Genomic DNA, 18372 nt, shown 5'->3' with positions numbered 1-18372 from the left:
CATGCGCTAACAGCTATCAAATCCTGAGCATCAGGTATTCAAACCCCAGATCGCAGAGCGCATGGACAGTGCTGCGTACTGGTAAGAATCGTTAAAGACACGCGGCACCTCTCCCTCCTGCACTGCACCAGCGGCATAGAGCAAGGGCAGATAGTGGTCATGCGTGGGGTGGGCCAGTCGTGCCTGCGGGCCCCAGTCCAGAAACGTACTCAAGTCCGCCAAATTACCGCTGTCAAAGCGCTGCTGCACCTCGGTGTCGAACTGAACTGTCCAGTCGTACGCCTGATTGTCCGCCGCACCGCGCTGCATGGCGCGCAGGTTGTGCACCACATTGCCACTGCCCACAATCAACACGCCGCGCTCGCGCAGCGCGCGCAGCTGGCGACCCATCTCGAAGTGCTTATCAGGCGGCAGGCCATAGGGCAGGCTCAGTTGCATCACCGGAATCTTCGCCTCGGGGAACATGGGCAGCAACACCGACCAGGTGCCATGGTCAAAGCCCCATTTGTGATCGACCAGCAAGGCCGATCCATCGAGCGGCGAATGCAGCTCGGCCGCCAGCTGCTTGGCCACCTCGGGTGCACCGGGGGCTGGATATTGCTGGTCAAACAGCTCTTGCGGAAAGCCGCCAAAGTCATGAATGGTGCGCGGCTGAGCCATGCCGGTCAGCGACCAGTCGGACTCCGTCAGCCAATGGGCCGAGACGCAAAGAATCAGTTGCGGCGCAATGCCCTTGGCACCCAGCTCCTGGCCCAGCGCCTTCCAGCTCTGACGCCAGTGCGTGTCCTCAATCACATTCATGGGGCTGCCGTGACCGATGAACATCACCGGCATGCGGGGCGAAGGTTTGAGTTGCTGCAGCAAATGCTCTGGCAGCACCGAAGAAGAAACAGAATTCATGGAATAGGCCTTCCAGCTCCCAACAGTCACCACCGCAGTGGCAGCGCTCAGGAAAAAAAGCGTACGTCTACGCATCACAGTCAATCGATCGCGCCCAATACCAGCGCTTTTTTACAGATAGGACAAGCTTGCCACAGCGCAAAAGCCTTTTACAGCGCCAATTCCGAAACAGACTGTCCTGAAAGTGCCAGCGCTTGAGCCGCGCATGCACTACAACAGCACAAGAGGCGCAAACACCATCCAGCAAATCGCAGACTTTTGGCTAAAACGAGGCGTAAAGCCGCAAGCCGTGAAAGCCGTATGCCAAGGCGAAATAACGACGCATCAAGGGCGGTGTTAGCGAGTCAAAACAAAAGGAAATCAGCAAGCCATGCCCACTGCCGCCATTCAGCCCCTGCAAGGGGTTCGCATTCTCAGCCTCGCCCTGAATCTGCCAGGTCCCGCCGCCCTGTGGCGCTGCGCCGATATGGGGGCTGACTGCAGAAAGCTAGAGCCACTGGCTCCCGGCGGCGGTGGCGCCGACCCCATGGGCCTGTATTGCCCCAGCGCCTATGCGCAAATGCATGAGCGCGTTCAGACCCAGCAGGCCGACCTCAAAACCGAAGCAGGCCAGCAGACGCTGCATGCGCTACTGGCAGAAACCGATGTGTTGCTGACCTCATTTCGCCCCTCCGCCTTGACCAAGCTGGGTCTGGGCTGGGAGGCCTTGCAGCAGCGCTACCCCAAACTATCGCTGGTACGCGTAGTCGGCAGCGCAGGCGAGCTGGCAGATGTGCCCGGCCATGACCTCACCTATCAGGCCGAAGCCGGGTTGGTGCACAGCACCCATTTGCCACCCAGCCTGTTTGCCGACATGGCAGGCGCACTCATGGCCAGCGAAGCCGTACTCAAAGCCATGCTGATCAGCAGCCGCAGCGGACATGGCGTTTTTCAGGAGATTGGCCTGGCGCAGGCTGCGCAATGGCTGTCTCTGCCGTGGCACTGGGGGCTGACCCAGCCCGACGGCGACGTGGGCGGTGCTCATGCGGGCTACCAGATTTATCCCTGCGCGGACGGCATTGTGGCCGTGGCCGCGCTGGAGCCGCACTTTGCCCAGCGCCTGTGCGAAGCCGCAGGCCTGCCCTTCAGCCACCCCACCGATATGCGCAAACCTGAAACCCATGTGGGCGTGGCGCAGTTTCTAGCCGCCCTCAGCAGCGTGCAACTCACGCAACTGGCACAAAAAAACGATATTCCTTTATTCGCCATCCATCGAAATAATTAAAAGATCAGAGCATTCCAAATATAGAAGCGTGATTCACGGCTTGCGCTCTCGATCGAACCTGCAGTTTTCGATAAATATTTTTGACATGGGTGTTTACTGTCAGAGCACTTATATTGAGTCGTTTTCCAACTTCTGCGCTGGTATGCCCACTTGCAACCATGCGCAGAATATCTTTTTCACGGTCTGATAATCGCTCTGCAATTTTGGGCTTTTCGCCCATGCGCCCGCGCATTTCCGATATTTTGGTATCAAAATTTTTGATTAATCTTTTGGCCACATGCGGCGCAAAGGCAGCGCCGCCATTGGCGACTTGCAGAACAGATTGCGCCGAATTGCCAAACCAGGAATGCTTGACCAAATAGCCAGATGCACCCAGCTCCAGCGCCTTGATCACATTCTCATCCTGATCCATCGATGTAATCACAATGCTTTGGCAGCTTGCTCTGTGCAGCTGCAAATAGCTGAGCAATTGAAAGCCGGATCCATCTGCCAGATTGACATCCACCAGAAGCACATCGAACTCCAGCCCACGGCACAGCCGCTTACCTTCCTTGAGCCCCTGTGCCTCGCCCACGATCTGGATGCGCTCGTCCTGACACAACTCCTGATGCAGCACTTTCAAAAAGTGGGAGTCTGCATCCACGATGGCGGTGCGCACGGGCCGACTGCGCTGCCCCACCAGGAATGAGGGCCAGATTGATGGGGGATTTTGAAAGACATCAAAAATCTCGCGCCCTCCCTCACCACATTCATCACTTTTACTTTTAGCAGCAACAAAGTTTGCTCCTAATTTAAATAAATCCATGATCACGCCCTTCGAGAAAAGCAGAAATCGAATGTAAACAATAGTCTTCGATGCAGTGACAGTACGAGATAGATAGAAAAAATGAATTGCAAATTACAAATATTGCAAAGATTACAACTAGTAGCTACCACTTAAAAAAGTGGCCAAGATTTCATTTTGAAACACGCTGCTCTTGTAGGCACTTCAGAAATTGAGGGTTCCTGCTTGCTACTGGTTGGGTAGCTGCTGAAGGTGATATCGAAGATGGAACTTCGGCCAGAAACTGGAATTGAGCAAACACAAGCAAGTAGCCAGAGGGTTGGTGGCAATGCCAGTGGTGCTCTGTCTCTAGCCGTCACGGCTAGAGGTACTTTCAAACTTGCAGGGGAGCCTTCTCATGAAATCGATTGCAATCTTTGCTCTTAGTCTTGTAGCAACCGCAGCCATGGCTGCGAGCTCTTATGGCACGGCCACCATCAACATTACGGGTAGCTCTACGCAAACCGCCAGTGTCAATGGCAGCCGAGTCGAAAACACGGCGCAATCCAAGGCCTACGCCAATCAAAACATCGCCTCCAACAAAGGCTCCATCACTGTCAGCGGTAATTCGACCCAAACGTCGATCGTTGACAATGCTGTGGTCACCAACAAGGCCCAATCGGCTGGAGACGTTGCAGTACAGAACCTGGCTTCGAATGTCGGGACCGTGAGTATTGATAAGAGCATCCATTTCACGGGCACCTCCAATCAAACGGCCAATGTCGTGGGTGCAACGCTGAAGAACGAGGCCAACAGCAGCAGCAACAGCTGCTCTGGACCAGATTGCCGGGATGGAGCGCTTGCCTATCAGAATGCGGCAAGCAATATGGGTGAAGTGAGCATCAGCGGTATCAGCACCCAAGTTGTTGGCATCAGCGGCTCGGGAACGACAGTCAGCAACACCGCCAAGGGCGCCAACACTGTAGCAGTGCAGAACATGTCATCCAACTACGGCAAGGTGAACATCTCTGGCAACTCGAGCCAGACCACATCCATCTACGGCGCGTCGATTGTGGCGAATCTGGCCAACGGTGCTTTTGCACATGCCTATCAAAACATCGCGTCGAACGACTCCTGCGATCCTCCCCCAGTGGTCTGCGTAGGCCCGGCCTGCGGCCCATACGCAATGCGCTAAGCAAGCGAACTCAGCCGGCCCAGCCATGGGCTGGCTGAACATGCATCCGTACTTGCGCACGCGATACGGCCATCCACCGCGACTGCCTGGAGGCTTGTCATGACTTCCTCTATCCGAATTCTTTGCACCTTCATGGCGGCTCTGCTGACCACGCATATCAGCGCCTGGGCTGCTCCGGGCGAAGACCCGGTCGCAATTACCGGACGCGTCAATTATCTGCAGCTCCCTCTTGCGCCCGTCACACGCTCTACCAGCGTTCAGTATCTCCAGCAGATGCCCGATGATGCCGCCGCCAAAATCAGCCGCTATACCGCCAAGGCCTATAGCAACAACCTCGGTGAGATCAAAACAGAAAAAGATGTTGTGCAGTCCGTGCAGACCAAGGGCATGCAGACCAATTGCTATCAGTCCATTGGAAGCGTTGTCGCGCCTAAAGGCATGGGAAATAACGAGCAAGTCGTGGTGCTGCGTGGCGATGTCATCAATATCTGCAATTGAATAAGAAGTGGTAGCCAGCGCTGCGTCACGACTCATTCAGGGCTGAATGAATCTCACAAAACAGATCCACTCCATAAAAGCAAATTCAAGAGGTCATCATGGAACGCACTGAAGTGGGGACAGTGACATTCAAAGCCGGGCAAGGCCTGCAGAAAGGCCGCATCACCCAACTCTGGTATTGGCTGGGCTCGGCGCTGATACTGGCCAATACGGGCTGCGGCCAACTAGATGCCCGCCGCCATATTGACGCTCACGAAATGGCAACCACGGTAAACCGGCCTGTGGTTCGCCCGGTTCGCTCCATCTCCAGCTTCTCCGAATCGCTCAGCTGCATGGATCACATGCTGCGAGCGGCTGAGCTGCCTACGACCTTGATCAGTAGCAAACAATTCCCGGACTTCTCGGGCAAGGTGCCGGTCGCCGTCAAGGACATGGTGGTGACATCGCTTTCGCAGATGTCGCACCTGAGCAATGCCTTCCGATATGTGGATTACGAAGTAGACATCGCCCGTCAGGACACTGTTCAGAACCTGACCACGATTTTGCTCAACAACAACCAGATGCAGCTGCAGCGCCCTGCCCTGTACGTCTCTGGCGCTATCGCGTTTGTGGATCAGAACGTGATCAGTCAGCGCAGAACCGCCGGGATTTCTGGCGACCGCGTGGATCTTGGACACAGCAAAAGCAACACCGCCACCGTCGTCGCACTCGAAGCCCATCTGGGAGATTTTCGTACCCGCACCATCATCCCGGGGCTGGATTCCGCCAATGAGGTGGTGATCGGCGGCGCTGGCGACGGGCTTGATCTCGCAGGCCGCATCGGAAGCTACGGCGTACGGTTCAATGTAGGGCGCGACTATGCCATGGGAACCGGAGGCGCTTTGCGCACTCTGGTCGATCTGGCCATGATCGAACTGGTGGGGAAATGGGCTCGCGTACCCTACTGGCAATGTCTGATGCTCGATCAGACCAACCCCAGTTTTCAGCGCCAGATGCGCGACTGGTTTGATGCAAGCGGCCCCGAGGGCCAGTTGCGCCTGGTGCGCTCCTCCTTGATCAGCCGCGGCTATCTGCCCAACAGCCAGGAAAACCTGAACGCCAATGCGCCAGCCCTGCGCGAAGCCCTTGCCCAATTTCAAGCGGACAAAGGTGTGATCGTCAGCGGCACCATCACTTTTCCCACCTACGAAGCCGCGCTGCGTAACTTTGTAGGTCTCGATCAAGAGGGAACGCTGACGCGCATCGGCTGGAACAATGACAGCATGCAGACCAGCACGGCATCTCGCTCACCTTGGCCGTCCTGGAACATCAACCTGCAGCTGGAAAACCCCCAGCCCGCTGGCGCCCGCCCGGCCTTCACCGAAGGCGAGCAAATCTTCCTGTCAGCCACGGTTTCAAAGGCATCGCACCTTTATTGCTACTACGTTGACAGCGCCGGCACCGTCACACGTCTGCTGCCCAATGCTCTGCAGACCAGCACGCTGCTATCGGCAGACCAAGCCGTGCGCATTCCAGACTGGATGAGCCCCAGCCCCGGCTTCATTCTGGATGCAGGCAAGCCAGGTAGCGAAAACGTGATCTGCATCGCGACGGCCCATGACGCCATGCCAAGACTGTCTGCGGACATGCAGGGCCCGGCACTCACGGTGATGAAGGATGTGCGCGGTACCCAGGGTGTTCTGGATCGATTCCAGCAAGCGCTGGGCAGCGAGGGACATGTCGTGCAAAACATCAACTGGAACGTGATCGCCCGCAAGACCCCGCCCGCTGAAGCCGCCGAAAAAGGAGCGAAGTAATGCCCCGGCAGCAGCCTGAGCTCTGTGGCCTCGCGGCAGTCAGCCAAGGGCTTGCGCTGTTGATCCTGGTCTTGGTCTGTGCCGAGGCGGCAGAGGCTCGCACCCGCTCTGCGGAGGCTGCCCACTGGGGCGCTCTGCGACCTCAACCAGTTCCCATCGCCAGCACCCCATTGCCTGCGCAGAGCATCCCACCCCTCACCACCGATAGCCCTCGCATTGAGGCACCGGCCACGCCTCTGACACCCGGCATCAGCGCCCCTCCACTCCCCTCTCCGGGCGAAACACTTATGCCCAAGGCCGCAGCAGGCATGCTGCTGAACCGAGAAATTGAGCAGCTGCAAAAAACAGCCTCGCCTGCCAGCGGCTACGGCAGCAGCAGCGCCAGTGCGCAGGCCGCGTGGCTGCTGGGCCTGATATATCTGCATGGCACAGGCGTGCGCATCGACCAGCCACTCGCTTTGCAGTGGTTTGAACGCGCGGCGCGCAAAGGGCGCGAGCCTTGGGCTTTTGCCGGTCTTGCCTGGTGCGCCATTGATGGCTGCGGCACCGCCGCCAACCCGGCAACCGCCACTCAATCAATCAGTCACTTGCGGGCCGCGCACCCTGCGCGTGCAGATTTTTTGGCCTGGCTTCAGGCCACACGCCTCAAGCCCTTGCAGCTCAACACGGCATCGGCAGGTGCCAGCCCCGCCACGCCCGAGCGGCAGCTGCTGGAGCGTGCTGCTGCCGCTGGTGACGTTCAGGCCAATATCGAGCTGGGGATTCAAGCATTCGCCAGCAAGCAAACCTCACAGGCTGTGACCTACTTTCGCCGGGTGGCTGCGCGCTCTTCCGTGGCCGCAGAAAACCTGCGCATTGTCCAGTCGCGAGGTCAAGCCTCTGAAGCAGCCGCACCCTCGGCTCAGCCGGGATCGGCACAGTTCGCACTCGATATGGCCCGTATGTACCACCGCGGGCAAGGCGTGCCCGCCAACTATGCGGAAGCTTTGCGCTTTTACCGTCTGGCTGAGCAACGTGGCAGCTCGGAGGCCCACAAAATGATTGAACTCATTTTCTCCAGACCCATGCCCAACGGCAGCTTTGACCCGGGCTGGATGCAGCAACTCGCCAGGGTTGACCTCAGCCACGCCACTCCGCAGATTGCCAGCAGTGTCACGGCATTACAGCTTCAGCGTGAGCCGACTCCGTTGTTCGACCTTCTGCCTGCCGTCTGGCAAAAAAGGCAGCAAGCGATTGCGCCGTAACGCCCGCTGTTGCCTTGACCACCTAAAAAGCTGAAACCGGGCGATCAGCCCGGACGCTTTTCAAACGCATACTTTTCAGTATCCACCTCGCCCTGGCCTTGCAGCGCATAGCGGTCACAGGCAATGGCTTCAGGCTTGAAAATGTCATCCAGCTCGGCCAGCAACTCAGCGCTCAGCTTCACGCTGCCGCCACGCACATCTTCGTGCAGATGGTCCACCTTGGTGGTGCCGGGCAACGCGATCACATGCTCGCCCTGCGCCAGCACCCAGGCAATGGCCAGCTCGGCCAGCGTGCAATCGGCTTTTTCAGCCACCGCCTGCATAGGGGCCAGCAGGCGCAGGTTCCGCGCATAGGCATCTGCCGTAAAACGCGGCATGGTGGCGCGGATATCGCCTTTGACAAGATCATCCACTTGCTGCAACTTGCCGCTCAAAAAGGCGCGCCCCATGGGGCTGAAGGCCACATAGGCAATGCCCAGCTCTTTGCAGGCGGCCAGCGTGCCCAGTTCTGCATTCCGCGACCACAGCGAATATTCGCTTTGCAGGGCCGCAATCGGATGTTCCTTATGGGCGCGACGCAAAGCTTCGACACCGACTTCGGACAGACCCAGTGCGCGAATTTTTCCCTCGTCCTTCAGGCGCGCCATCTCGCCCACGGATTCCTCGATGGGCACGTTCTTGTCCCAGCGGTGCAGGTAGTAAAGGTCGATCACGTCCGTGCCCAGGCGTTGCAGGCTGTCTTCGCAGTTCTGGCGCAGGGTTTTGGGGCGACCGTCAATCACGCGGCGCATGACGCCATCGTCGCCACGCACGCCGGCCATGCCGCCTTTGCTGGCCAGAGTGATGCGCTGGCGGTGAGGCTTGAGCACGGGGCCGACCAGCGATTCGCTGGCACCAAAGCCATAAAGCGCAGCGGTGTCGAACATCGTCACGCCCGCATCAAGGGCCGCGTGCAGCACGGAGTGAGACTGCTCGCTGGAGACTGGGCTGCCATACGCGTGGCAGAAATTCATGCAGCCCAGCGCGACGTTCGCCACGCTGAATGGGCCTAGTGCTCGGTTTTGCACGGAGACTCCTTAGAATTTACAAAATTAAAGCATTTATAGCCGATAGCCCAATGGGATAAAGCGCTGGCAGCTATCAACATGGAAGCAAAAAAGGCCGGAGCGAGCCCCGGCCTTTGTCTGCATCAATCCATCACCCGAACTTACTCGGCGTTCAGTTGCTGCTCCAGGTCATGCAAAACCTTGTAGCAGTTGAACACTTGCTGCACGCTGGAGTTGGGCTCGCGGCCTTCGCGGATGGCAGCGAAGAATTCGCGGTCCTGCAGCTCGATACCGTTCATGGACACATCGACGTTGGAGACATCAATCTTCTCTTCCTTGCCGGTGTACAGGTCGTCGTAACGGGCCAGGTAGGTGCCGGTATCGCCGATGTAGCGGAAGAAGGTTCCCAGAGGGCCATCGTTGTTGAACGACAGGCTCAAGGTGCAGATGGCACCGTTGGCGGCCTTGAGCTGAATGCTCATGTCCATGGCAATGCCCAGATCCTTGTGGATGGGGCCTTGCACGGCATTGGCCTTGACGATGGGGCTGCCCGCTTGATACGCAAACAGGTCCACGGTGTGGGCAGCGTGGTGCCACAGCAGGTGGTCGGTCCAGCTACGGGCCTGGCCCAGCGCATTCATGTTGGTGCGGCGGAAGAAGTAGGTTTGCACATCCATTTGCTGGATGTTGAACTCACCGGCTTCAATCTTCTTGTGCACCCACTGGTGGCTGGGGTTGAAGCGGCGGGTGTGGCCCACCATGGCGACCAGACCGGTCTGCTTTTGCAGCTCGGCCACTTCCTGCGCATCCTTCAGGGCGTCAGCCAGAGGAATTTCAACTTGCACATGCTTGCCGGCCTTCAGGCAGGCAATGGACTGCTCGGCGTGCATCTGCGTGGGCGTGCACAGAATGACGGCATCGACTTCAGGCAGCGCCAGCGCATCAGCCAGGTCGGTGCAGACATGCTTAATGCCGTACTTGTCGGCCACTTCCTGGGTTTGATCCAGACGACGACCGACCAGCGAGACAACTTCCACGCCGTCGATGTTCTTGATGCCGTCCAGGTGCTTGATGCCGAAGGCACCCGCGCCAGCCAGCGCGACTTTGATGGTCTTGCTCATTATTGATTCTCCAAGATGAGGTGACCCACAGCCGTATTGGATGCGGGCACATGGTAGAAGCGGTGTGCCACTTTAGGCAGGGGCGCAGGGCCATCCACGTCGGACATGGCGCCGCGCGCAATCAGCCACATCACCAGCTCGATGCCTTCGGAGCCGGCTTCGCGTACGTAGTCAATGTGAGGCTTCTTGGCCAAACCGTGTGGGTTCTCGATCAACAGGTCGAGGAAATTGTTGTCCCATTCCTGATTGATCAGACCGGCGCGTGCGCCTTGCAGCTGGTGGCTCATGCCGCCCGTGCCCCAGATGTGGACATTGATGTCCTGGTCGTAGCTCTCGATGGCCTTGCGGATGGCGCGGCCGATGTTGAAGCAGCGCTGGCCCGATGGCACGGGGTACTGCACCACGTTTACGGCAAAGGGAATCACGGGGCAAGGCCAGGAACCGGTCTTGGGGTCCTGCTCGCCGCACATCAGCGACAGAGGCACGGTCAGGCCGTGGTCCACCGCGATGTTGTTGACGATGGTCAGGTCAAAGTCCTGCTGAATGACCGACTGCGCGATGTGCGCGGCCAACTCGGGGTGACCCTTGACGACGGGCACAGGGCGTGGACCCCAGCCTTCATCGGCGGGCTGGTATTCAGCCGAGGTGCCAATGGCAAAGGTCGGGATGATGTCCGAGCTGAAAGCCGTGGCGTGGTCGTTGTAGACCAGGAAAATCACGTCGGGCTTGTTGTCCTTCATCCACTGGCGGGAGAAGTCATAGCCCTTGAACAGAGGCGCCCAGTAGGCTTCCTGCGTCTTGCCCATGTCCATGGCTGCACCAATGGCAGGCACGTGCGAGGTGAAAACAGATGCGGTAATGCGTGCCATGTCTTAGTTGCTTTCCTTGTTCGCTGTACCTGTGCCACCGGCGCTGCCCTGAGGCTGGCGGTGGGCCTGTGCATCGCCCTCTTCGCCCACATAGCGGTTGCCCTCAACCGAGCGGCCGCCAGCGACCATCATTGCGCGGTACTCGTCTTCGGTCATGCCGGTCATGGAGCCCGCCATCTGCTGGAAGCTCTTGCCATCGGTGGAGCCGATCTTGGCCAGAAAGTAGATGTTGCCACCGGTGCGCATGCACCAGTTCAGATCGCGGGCCAGCACGGCCTGCTTTTGCTCCTCAGACATGGCCCATTCGTCCAAATAAGCGCGCTCATTGGCACGGAAGCGATCACGGTTTTCCGGCTTCATCAGCGACATGCAAAACTGGTTGAGCCAGTAGCCCCGACGCGCTTGCTCGGCATCAAAAATGATGGTGCCGGGCACGTCCAGATAGGGTTTTTCCAATGCCATAAATTTTCCTCGTTTACGGATGCCGGAGCCCATGCGACAAGGCTCCGGGCTGTGTCCGGGTGTATGTTTCGCCGGAACTCCGTCAGACCTCTTCGGGCCAGTACAGACGCATGGGGTTGTCCACCAGCAGCTTTTGCTGCAGCTCGGCGGTCGGTGCGATGTGGGGGATGAAGTCCACCAGCAAGCCGTCATCGGGCATATGGTCCTTCAAATTGGGGTGCGGCCAGTCGGTGCCCCACAGCACGCGATCGGGGAATTCTTCCACCACGCGACGGGCAAACGGCACCACATCCTGATAAGCGTTCTGCTCACCATCCAGGGCCTTGGGACCGGAGACGGATAAACGCTCGGGGCAGGACACTTTGCTCCACACATTCTTGTGCTCGCGCATGAACTTGAGGAACAGAGCGAACTCTTCGCTGTCCACGCCCTTGGCCACATCGGGGCGACCCATATGGTCCACCACCACGGTGGTGGGCAGCGCGGTGAAAAAGTCCCACAGCTCGGGCAGATCCACGGCTTCAAAGTAGATGACCACATGCCAGCCCAGCTTGTTAATGCGGGCGGCAATCTCCATCAGTTCGTCCTTGGGCGTGAAATCGACCAGGCGCTTGACGAAGTTAAAGCGCACACCGCGCACACCGGCGTCATGCAGCTCTTGCAGCTCGGCATCCGAAATGCTGCGCTTGATCGTGGCCACACCACGGGCCATGCCGCCCGAAGCCTTGCAGGCATCGACCATGGCGCGATTGTCCGCACCGTGGCAAGTGGCCTGCACCACCACGTTGCGGGCAAAGCCCAGGTGGTCACGCAGTGCAAACAGCTGCGCCTTGCTAGCGTCGCAGGGCGTGTACTTGCGCTCGGGCGCAAAGGGGAATTCATGGCCGGGGCCAAAGACATGGCAATGCGCATCCACAGCGCCCGCAGGCAGCTTGAAGCGGGGCTTGCTGGGGTTGGCATACCAGTCCATCCAGCCGGGGGTCTTTTCAAATTGGCTCATGTCAGTCCAGTCGTTATCGTCAAAGAGGGATCAGATCACCATCAAATCCTTGCCCACCACGGCATCGCCCTTGAAGTGCTTGCGCACGCCTTCGAGCAGCATCTCATCAGTGATGCTGGGGTCGTCGCCCGGCACGATGTGCGAGAGCACCAGCTTCTTGACGCCTGCAGCGGCGGCAATACGGCCCACGTCGTCGGTCGTAGTGTGGCTGGCCAGCAGATGCTCCTTGAGCGAGGCCGCATTGGGCACGCGCTTGACCATGGCATCCACGCCGGGCACATAAATCACCTCGTGCACCAGCACGTCGGCGCCCTTGGCCAGCTCGGCCACGGCCGGGCAATAGGTCGTGTCGCCAGAGAAAACGACGGAGCGATCCTTGGTGTCAAAGCGCAGCGCAAACGAATCGGTGATCGGCGGGTGAATATTGCGCACCGCCGTAACCTTGACCTTGTCGTTTTCCAGAATCACGCCGGGCTTGGAGAACTCATGCGTCAGCACCATCTTGCGCAGGTCAGGCTTGCCTTCGTCACCCATGCGGATGTCGATGTCGAACTTCATGGACTCCATGAAGGCCTTGGTCATCGTGTCCAGCGTGGGTGGGCCCCAGACATCGACCTTGTTGCGCAAACCGGCAGCCCAGGCCGAGTACAGCATAGGGCCGTACTCCAGGTTGTGGTCCGAGTGCATGTGGGTGATGAACACCTTGCTCAGACGCGGCAGGGCAATACCGGCCTTGACCAATTGTGCGGCCACGCCGTAGGCGCAATCGACAACAAAGGGCTCGCCATCGATCAGCAGCACGCTGGCCGGGTTGGAGCGCTCACCGCCCACGCGCGGGCCACCTTTGGTGCCCAGCAAGATGAGTTGTGTGCCCTTCTGACCGGCAGCAGCCTTGACAGCCTGTGCCAGGGCATTGCTGGAAACGCCCAGACCCAGTGCACCGGCACCAGCCAGACTGGCAGCGGCGGCCAGGCATTGGCGACGCGAGACGTTCACCGACTGATCGGCGTTGGAGGAAGAAGAGGAAGAGGATTTGATGGAAGAGAACATACGGCGGCTCCTGTTGTAGTGATTTTTGGGTGCGTTTGTTCTGATTAGTCGATGTACTTGAGACCCGCAGCCGCCAAGGGCTCGCGCATCTTGTACATGTCAAGGCCCAGAATGCCCGAGGCCAGCTTGGCGCGCTTTTCGCCTTCAAAGCTTTCGCGTTTCTGGGCGGCTTCCAGCACTTGTGCGGCACGGGCAGCGGGTACGCAGACCACGCCATCGTCGTCGGCCACGATCACGTCACCGGGCGTGACCAGCATGCCGGCGCAGACGATGGGGATATTGACCGAGCCCAGGGTTGCCTTGATGGTTCCCTTGGAGGAAATCGCTTTGCTCCACACGGGGAAATCCATCTCTTGCAGCGTCTTCACATCACGCACGCCGGCGTCGATGATCAGCGCGCGCGCGCCACGGGCCTGAAAGCTGGTGGCCAGCAGATCGCCGAAGTAGCCGTCGGTGCACTCGGCGGTGACGGCAGCGACGACGATGTCGCCGGGCTGAATCTGCTCGGCAGCGACATGCATCATCCAGTTGTCGCCGGGCTGCAGCAGCACGGTGATGGCAGTACCAGACACTTGCTTGCCCGCGAAGATGGGGCGCATATAGGGCTTGAGCAGGCCGACGCGGCCCATGGCTTCGTGCACGGTGGCAGAGCCCAGAGCGGCCAGACCATCGGCAGCCGCGCGATCAGCGCGCTGGATATTGCGGTAAACGACGCCGAGTTCGTACATGAAATACCTCTTTGCTTAGACGTTATTGAATCAAAAAAGAGAGCTGCTAGCGCTTGCGTTGCATCAAATCCAAAATAATTTAACGCTCGAAGGCTTATCGAGTAAGCGCTAGCCGCTCCTCTTTTTAAGAATTACAGACCCTTGGCCTTCAGTGCCGAATCCAGACGCGAGAACACGCGGCGCGCATTGCCTTCGTAGACGGCGTGCTTTTCGTCAGCCGTCAGGTTCTGCGTGGCTTCGATGTAGCGCTTGGTGTCGTCGTAGTAATGGCCGGTCTGCGGGTCGATGCCGCGCACGGCGCCAATCATCTCGCTGGCAAACAGAATGTTCTTGGTCGGAATCACTTCGGTCAGCAGGTTGATGCCAGGCTGGTGGTAGACGCAGGTGTCGAAGTAGATGTTGTTGAGCAGATGCTCTTCCAGCAGCGGCTTCTTCATCTCTTGCGCCAGACCGCGGAAACGGCCCCAGTGGTAAGGCACAGCGCCGCCGCCATGGGGGATCAGGAACTTCAGTGCGGGGAAGTCCTTGAAGATATCGCTGGTCAGGCACTGCATGAAGGCGGTGGTGTCCGCATTCAGATAGTGCGAGCCGGTGGTGTGGAAGCAGCTGTTGCAGCTGGTCGACACGTGGATCATCGCGGGGATGTCGTACTCCACCATCTTTTCGTAGATGGGGTACCAGCTCTTGTCGGACAGCGGGGGAGAAGTCCAGTGGCCGCCAGACGGGTCGGGGTTCAGGTTGATGCCGACGTTGCCGTACTGCTCAACGCACTTGACCAGCTCGGGGATGCAGGTCGCGGGGTCCACGCCAGGCGACTGGGGCAGCATGGCTGCGGGAATGAAATGCTCGGGGAACAACTCGCTGACACGGAAGCACAGCTCGTTGCAGATAGCAGCCCAAGTGCTCGATGTCTGGAAGTCACCGATGTGGTGCGCCATAAAGGAAGCACGGGGGCTGAAGATGGTCACGTCCGAGCCGCGTTCCTTCATCAGGCGCAGCTGGTTGGTTTCGATGGTCTCGCGGATTTCGTCGTCGCTGATCTTCAGGGAAGCCACCGAAGGGGCCTGGCTTGGGTCCTTGAGGCCGGCGATCTGCAGATCACGCCATGCGCCTAAAGCGGCGGGGGCTGTGGTGTAGTGACCGTGTACGTCAATGATCATCTTTAAGCTCCGTTAAAAATAATGCGTCAATAAACAAAAGGATTGAAACGGGACTCAGTGGGCGCCGCCCAGACCCACCATGGACTTGCTAGGCGCGCCGCCGGCATAACGGTTCTTGACCAGCAAAGCCAGAGCAGCAATCACGCCGGGAATGGCCACGACCATGAAGACCTGCGGCAGCTCCAGATGGCGACGCGACAGCTCGGCCACCAGGAAGGAGCCAGCAATACCACCAAAGCGGCCAATACCCAGCATCCACGACACGCCACTGGCGCGGCATTCGGTGGGGTAGTACTCCGCGGCCAATGCCTGCATGGAGGACTGTGCAGCATTCATCAGCAGACCGGCCACAAAGACCGAAGCCACCAGCATGCCCACACCACCACCCAGCACCTGACCGATAAAGGCTACACCCAGGCTCGTCAAAAAGTAGCCTGCCGCAATGATCAGATTGGCATTCCAGCGGTCCATCAGCAAACCGACAAAAATCGCGCCCACACCGCCGAGCTGGAACAGCGCAGCAATCACGGCTGCCTGGCCAGCAGGCACGCCCGCTTCTTTGAACAGCACAGGCATCCAGTTGACCAGGCCATACACAATGACCAGACCCATGAAGTACGTCACCCACAGCGACAGCGTACCCACCAGATACTTCTGCGAGAACACCAGACGCAGACCCTGAGGGCCTTTCTGCACTTGCGCAGCGCGCTGGGCGTTATCGTCCAGCACAAAGCTCGTAGCGTTGCATGTGCTGGCGGCAATGCGCACCATGATCTTGCGCACGCGATCGGCCGAGTAGTTCTTGAGCACCATGAAGCGCACCGACTCAGGCAGCATCACCACCATGATGAAGGCCAGAATCAAGGGCACCACACCGCCCACAATCAGCAGGCTGCGCCAGCCGAAATGCGGAATCATCCACGCGGCGATAAAGCCACCCAGAGCCGAGCCAATGGGAAAGCCACAAAACATGCAGTTGGTGATGAAGGAGCGCTTTTTATCAGGGCAGTACTCGTTCATCAGCGTGATGGCGTTGGGCATGGCCGCGCCAAGTCCCAGGCCGGTGATAAAGCGCCAGATGGTCAGCCCCTGCAGGTCATGCACCAGACCGGAGGTAATGGATGCACCGCCCATCACTACCGCAGCAATGATCAGCACCGTCTTGCGACCGATGCGGTCAGCCAGCGGGCCTGCGGACAGCGCGCCAAACGCCAGACCAAACAAGGCTGCACTCAGCACCGGGCCCAGATGGGATTTATCGAGGCTCCACTCGTTGAGCAGCGAGGGAGCAATAAAGCCGATGGCGGCGGTATCAAAGCCATCGAGCAAAACGATCAAAAAGCACAGGGCGAAAATCACCCATTGATAGCCCGAAAACGGACTCTCGTTCAGCACAGTCTGTACGTTGACGACCTTGGGGTCAGTGTTCTGCTTGGTTGTTTGCGAAGTCATATTGGTATCTCAGTTGCCTCTCTTTGTCGCCTCTATCTCCGGTCTCATTCCGGTCTCGCGGCTGGCGCCAAAGCCTTGCGGCTCCTGTACGTCTGTCACGAAAGGGCTATGGCTGCCCTTTTCCTGATTCAGGTCAGCACCAGGTCTTTGTCTGAAGCTGCCCTGATCATTTCTTTCATTCACGCAGGCTCCATGCCTTGGCGGCGCTTGGCCGCTGCCGCTTCGGGCGAAGCCATGAAGGCCAGCAGGCGCTGCACCGCATCGACATTGGCCGATCCAGTCACCACGCCTGCGGAAAAAACCGTGTCAATCGCAATCGCTGAAGGCAAAGTGCCCACAATCTGAATGCCTGCCACATGAATCAGCTCGCTCAGTTGCTGAAAGCCCAGCGCCACTTCCCCCGAAGCGACCAGCGAGCCCACAGGCACACCGGGGCGGGCCTGAACAATGCGGGGTTTGATTTCATCGGCAATGCCCCAGCGCTCAAACAGTTTTTGCAGCGCAACGCCGCTAGGGCCGGTGGAGTAACCAATGCTGGGCGCAGCCAGCACGGCTGCGCGCACAGCGTCTTCCGTGCTGATATCGGGCAACTGCGCTGCGGCAGGCACGGCCACGGCGGTACTGGAGAGCACCAGATCCACCTTGCTACCGGGCAGCACACGGCCAGCCGCCTGCAACTTGTCGATAGCACCCGAGGCCAGAAACACCGCGTCAAAAGCTTCATCGCCGCTTTGCACGCGCTGCGCGGCATCAACACCGCCCACAGACTCGATCTGTACCGGCTCACCGCCCTGCGCCTGCCATGCTGCCGACAGGTCTGCCAGAACCTGGCGTGTTGCCATGGACGAAATGCCGTTAAGAGCTGCGCTCATGCCTGATGCCTCCTGGGGTGTCTTTGCATGGTTGCCCTGCCAGCGCTCGGCACGACTTGTGCGCTATCGAGGCCAGTCTCGCTGCGTGCATCTCGCGCCCCTGTCACAGGGAGATCGCCTGCATCTGCGGCAGCAACCATCCAGTCAAATGAATAGGACTATTGTCGGCAAGCTTTCCCTTCCCCACCAGCCAGACACCAGGCTAGCAGCTATGCCTAAACAACATAGCAAAGTACTCGCTTATTCTTGAAATTAATACCTATAAAAACACATAAAAATCCATAAATAAAAAAGGCTTGATGCTATTTTTTTAATAGCATCAAGCCTTAACAGATGTGCATAAGCAACAGATAAATTAGTGGTTAACCCCTAATCAGTCATCATGGTGTCCGTGCCCGCGCCCATGACCACGTCCCCGGTCATCGTGATCATGCCGGTCCCAGTCGCGCCGGTCATCCCGGCCATAGCGGCGCTCATCTCGTCGCTCCTCACGGTGCCAGCGACGTTCATCCCGGCGGTGGTCATTCCAGTCCCTGTCATGGTGATGATGAGGAGCTTCCGCACGCCAGCGCGGTGGCGCGCTGCGCAGGAAGTACACAGGTCGGCCGCAGGCCTGGTACTGGTAACAATAACGACGCCAGTTACGCGAATGATCGGGCGGCACCCACATATACATAGGCTGCGCCTGCGGCATCACCGCGCCCTGGCTGCCCCACATGGGCTGCGCATACACAAGCGGCGGCGGTGCAGCATTGCCAATATTGACCTGCCCATAAACACCGGGTGCCAACTGCCCGGAGATAGTGCTGCTGATATAGGCCTGCGCCTGAGCAGCGCCCGCAGCGCAAACCAGCGCCACAGCCGCCAGAGCGCGGATGAGTGAAGTGCGATTGAACATGTGTCTCCCAACGTTATACAGATCGCCAGAGCGAAGCTTCATCGCGCCTCAACT

18 protein-coding genes are annotated in these 18372 nt (G+C 58.9%); 5 read left to right on the top strand and 13 right to left on the bottom strand.

Annotated elements, in window-relative coordinates; genetic code table 11:
* Positions 1-30: 30 nt before the first annotated feature.
* Positions 31-900: a 4,5-DOPA dioxygenase extradiol gene (ygiD, locus tag CLU84_RS07730; RefSeq protein WP_233209960.1), complete on the bottom strand. Its 870-nt coding sequence runs from the start codon at positions 898-900 to the stop codon at positions 31-33.
* Between the two features lie 370 nt (positions 901-1270).
* On the opposite strand from ygiD, the gene CLU84_RS07725 reads away from it, so the two are divergent.
* Positions 1271-2164 carry a CaiB/BaiF CoA-transferase family protein gene (locus CLU84_RS07725; RefSeq protein ID WP_099736695.1) on the top strand — a complete coding sequence of 298 codons (894 nt, stop codon included), beginning with the start codon at positions 1271-1273 and terminating at the stop codon, positions 2162-2164.
* A gap of 4 nt (positions 2165-2168) precedes the next feature.
* Here the strand turns inward: CLU84_RS07725 and CLU84_RS07720 are convergent, their stop codons facing one another.
* Positions 2169-2969 (bottom strand): response regulator transcription factor, encoded by an 801-nt coding sequence (locus CLU84_RS07720; RefSeq protein ID WP_099736694.1) that lies wholly within the window; start codon positions 2967-2969, stop codon positions 2169-2171.
* A 424-nt stretch (positions 2970-3393) separates the two neighbouring features.
* Between CLU84_RS07720 and CLU84_RS07715 the strand changes: the two genes are divergently transcribed.
* From CLU84_RS07715 to CLU84_RS07700, 4 genes are all read left to right on the top strand, one after another.
* On the top strand, positions 3394-4122 hold the full coding sequence (locus CLU84_RS07715) for a hypothetical protein (RefSeq protein WP_144445423.1): 729 nt from the start codon (positions 3394-3396) through the stop codon (positions 4120-4122).
* Between the two features lie 99 nt (positions 4123-4221).
* Positions 4222-4620: a hypothetical protein gene (locus tag CLU84_RS07710; protein WP_144445422.1), complete on the top strand. Its 399-nt coding sequence runs from the start codon at positions 4222-4224 to the stop codon at positions 4618-4620.
* Between the two features lie 98 nt (positions 4621-4718).
* Positions 4719-6416 carry a DUF4384 domain-containing protein gene (locus CLU84_RS07705; RefSeq protein WP_233209959.1) on the top strand — a complete coding sequence of 566 codons (1698 nt, stop codon included), beginning with the start codon at positions 4719-4721 and terminating at the stop codon, positions 6414-6416.
* Positions 6416-7660 (top strand): tetratricopeptide repeat protein, encoded by a 1245-nt coding sequence (locus tag CLU84_RS07700; protein ID WP_099736691.1) that lies wholly within the window; start codon positions 6416-6418, stop codon positions 7658-7660. The genes CLU84_RS07705 and CLU84_RS07700 overlap by 1 nt, the downstream gene beginning before the upstream one ends.
* A 44-nt stretch (positions 7661-7704) precedes the next feature.
* Here the strand turns inward: CLU84_RS07700 and CLU84_RS07695 are convergent, their stop codons facing one another.
* From CLU84_RS07695 to CLU84_RS07645, 11 genes are all read right to left on the bottom strand, one after another.
* Positions 7705-8727 (bottom strand): aldo/keto reductase, encoded by a 1023-nt coding sequence (locus CLU84_RS07695; protein ID WP_099736690.1) that lies wholly within the window; start codon positions 8725-8727, stop codon positions 7705-7707.
* 140 nt (positions 8728-8867) lie between these two features.
* Positions 8868-9827 carry a Gfo/Idh/MocA family oxidoreductase gene (locus tag CLU84_RS07690; RefSeq protein ID WP_099736689.1) on the bottom strand — a complete coding sequence of 320 codons (960 nt, stop codon included), beginning with the start codon at positions 9825-9827 and terminating at the stop codon, positions 8868-8870.
* Positions 9827-10696: a class III extradiol dioxygenase subunit beta gene (locus tag CLU84_RS07685; protein ID WP_099736688.1), complete on the bottom strand. Its 870-nt coding sequence runs from the start codon at positions 10694-10696 to the stop codon at positions 9827-9829. Before CLU84_RS07685 ends, CLU84_RS07690 begins: the two co-directional genes overlap by 1 nt.
* A gap of 3 nt (positions 10697-10699) precedes the next feature.
* On the bottom strand, positions 10700-11158 hold the full coding sequence (gene ligA, locus CLU84_RS07680; protein ID WP_099736687.1) for a protocatechuate 4,5-dioxygenase subunit alpha: 459 nt from the start codon (positions 11156-11158) through the stop codon (positions 10700-10702).
* A gap of 82 nt (positions 11159-11240) precedes the next feature.
* Positions 11241-12158 carry an amidohydrolase family protein gene (locus tag CLU84_RS07675; RefSeq protein WP_099736686.1) on the bottom strand — a complete coding sequence of 306 codons (918 nt, stop codon included), beginning with the start codon at positions 12156-12158 and terminating at the stop codon, positions 11241-11243.
* A 30-nt stretch (positions 12159-12188) separates the two neighbouring features.
* A complete protein-coding gene (locus CLU84_RS07670) occupies positions 12189-13208 on the bottom strand; it encodes an MBL fold metallo-hydrolase (RefSeq protein WP_099736685.1) in 1020 nt (339 codons plus the stop codon).
* Positions 13209-13252: 44 nt separating this feature from the next.
* Positions 13253-13936: a 4-carboxy-4-hydroxy-2-oxoadipate aldolase/oxaloacetate decarboxylase gene (ligK, locus tag CLU84_RS07665; RefSeq protein WP_099736684.1), complete on the bottom strand. Its 684-nt coding sequence runs from the start codon at positions 13934-13936 to the stop codon at positions 13253-13255.
* 131 nt (positions 13937-14067) lie between these two features.
* Positions 14068-15096, bottom strand: coding sequence for an amidohydrolase family protein (locus CLU84_RS07660; RefSeq protein ID WP_099736683.1), 1029 nt, complete (start codon positions 15094-15096; stop codon positions 14068-14070).
* A 54-nt stretch (positions 15097-15150) separates the two neighbouring features.
* Entirely contained in the window at positions 15151-16548 is a 1398-nt protein-coding gene (locus CLU84_RS07655) for an MFS transporter (protein ID WP_099736682.1), read from the bottom strand.
* A 179-nt stretch (positions 16549-16727) separates the two neighbouring features.
* Positions 16728-17420 (bottom strand): substrate-binding domain-containing protein, encoded by a 693-nt coding sequence (locus CLU84_RS07650; protein ID WP_099736681.1) that lies wholly within the window; start codon positions 17418-17420, stop codon positions 16728-16730.
* Between the two features lie 373 nt (positions 17421-17793).
* On the bottom strand, positions 17794-18318 hold the full coding sequence (locus tag CLU84_RS07645; protein WP_099736680.1) for a hypothetical protein: 525 nt from the start codon (positions 18316-18318) through the stop codon (positions 17794-17796).
* Between the last annotated feature and the right edge of the window lie 54 nt (positions 18319-18372).

The sequence above is a fragment of the Comamonas sp. 26 genome (assembly GCF_002754475.1).
Taxonomy (GTDB): Bacteria; Pseudomonadota; Gammaproteobacteria; order Burkholderiales; family Burkholderiaceae_C; genus Comamonas.
The sequence above is the reverse complement of the archived record's forward strand: the minus strand, read 5'-3'. Positions and strand labels throughout refer to the sequence as shown.

What these genes read in the sequence shown, in the direction of transcription:
- ygiD (WP_233209960.1), bottom strand. Translation starts at nt 900, where the DNA reads ATGAATTCTGTTTCTTCTTCGGTGCTGCCAGAGCATTTGCTGCAGCAA.
- CLU84_RS07725 (WP_099736695.1), top strand. Translation starts at nt 1,271, where the DNA reads ATGCCCACTGCCGCCATTCAGCCCCTGCAAGGGGTTCGCATTCTCAGC.
- CLU84_RS07720 (WP_099736694.1), bottom strand. Translation starts at nt 2,969, where the DNA reads ATGGATTTATTTAAATTAGGAGCAAACTTTGTTGCTGCTAAAAGTAAA.
- CLU84_RS07715 (WP_144445423.1), top strand. Translation starts at nt 3,394, where the DNA reads ATGGCTGCGAGCTCTTATGGCACGGCCACCATCAACATTACGGGTAGC.
- CLU84_RS07710 (WP_144445422.1), top strand. Translation starts at nt 4,222, where the DNA reads ATGACTTCCTCTATCCGAATTCTTTGCACCTTCATGGCGGCTCTGCTG.
- CLU84_RS07705 (WP_233209959.1), top strand. Translation starts at nt 4,719, where the DNA reads ATGGAACGCACTGAAGTGGGGACAGTGACATTCAAAGCCGGGCAAGGC.
- CLU84_RS07700 (WP_099736691.1), top strand. Translation starts at nt 6,416, where the DNA reads ATGCCCCGGCAGCAGCCTGAGCTCTGTGGCCTCGCGGCAGTCAGCCAA.
- CLU84_RS07690 (WP_099736689.1), bottom strand. Translation starts at nt 9,827, where the DNA reads ATGAGCAAGACCATCAAAGTCGCGCTGGCTGGCGCGGGTGCCTTCGGC.
- CLU84_RS07685 (WP_099736688.1), bottom strand. Translation starts at nt 10,696, where the DNA reads ATGGCACGCATTACCGCATCTGTTTTCACCTCGCACGTGCCTGCCATT.
- ligA (WP_099736687.1), bottom strand. Translation starts at nt 11,158, where the DNA reads ATGGCATTGGAAAAACCCTATCTGGACGTGCCCGGCACCATCATTTTT.
- CLU84_RS07675 (WP_099736686.1), bottom strand. Translation starts at nt 12,158, where the DNA reads ATGAGCCAATTTGAAAAGACCCCCGGCTGGATGGACTGGTATGCCAAC.
- CLU84_RS07670 (WP_099736685.1), bottom strand. Translation starts at nt 13,208, where the DNA reads ATGTTCTCTTCCATCAAATCCTCTTCCTCTTCTTCCTCCAACGCCGAT.
- ligK (WP_099736684.1), bottom strand. Translation starts at nt 13,936, where the DNA reads ATGTACGAACTCGGCGTCGTTTACCGCAATATCCAGCGCGCTGATCGC.
- CLU84_RS07660 (WP_099736683.1), bottom strand. Translation starts at nt 15,096, where the DNA reads ATGATCATTGACGTACACGGTCACTACACCACAGCCCCCGCCGCTTTA.
- CLU84_RS07655 (WP_099736682.1), bottom strand. Translation starts at nt 16,548, where the DNA reads ATGACTTCGCAAACAACCAAGCAGAACACTGACCCCAAGGTCGTCAAC.
- CLU84_RS07650 (WP_099736681.1), bottom strand. Translation starts at nt 17,420, where the DNA reads ATGAGCGCAGCTCTTAACGGCATTTCGTCCATGGCAACACGCCAGGTT.
- CLU84_RS07645 (WP_099736680.1), bottom strand. Translation starts at nt 18,318, where the DNA reads ATGTTCAATCGCACTTCACTCATCCGCGCTCTGGCGGCTGTGGCGCTG.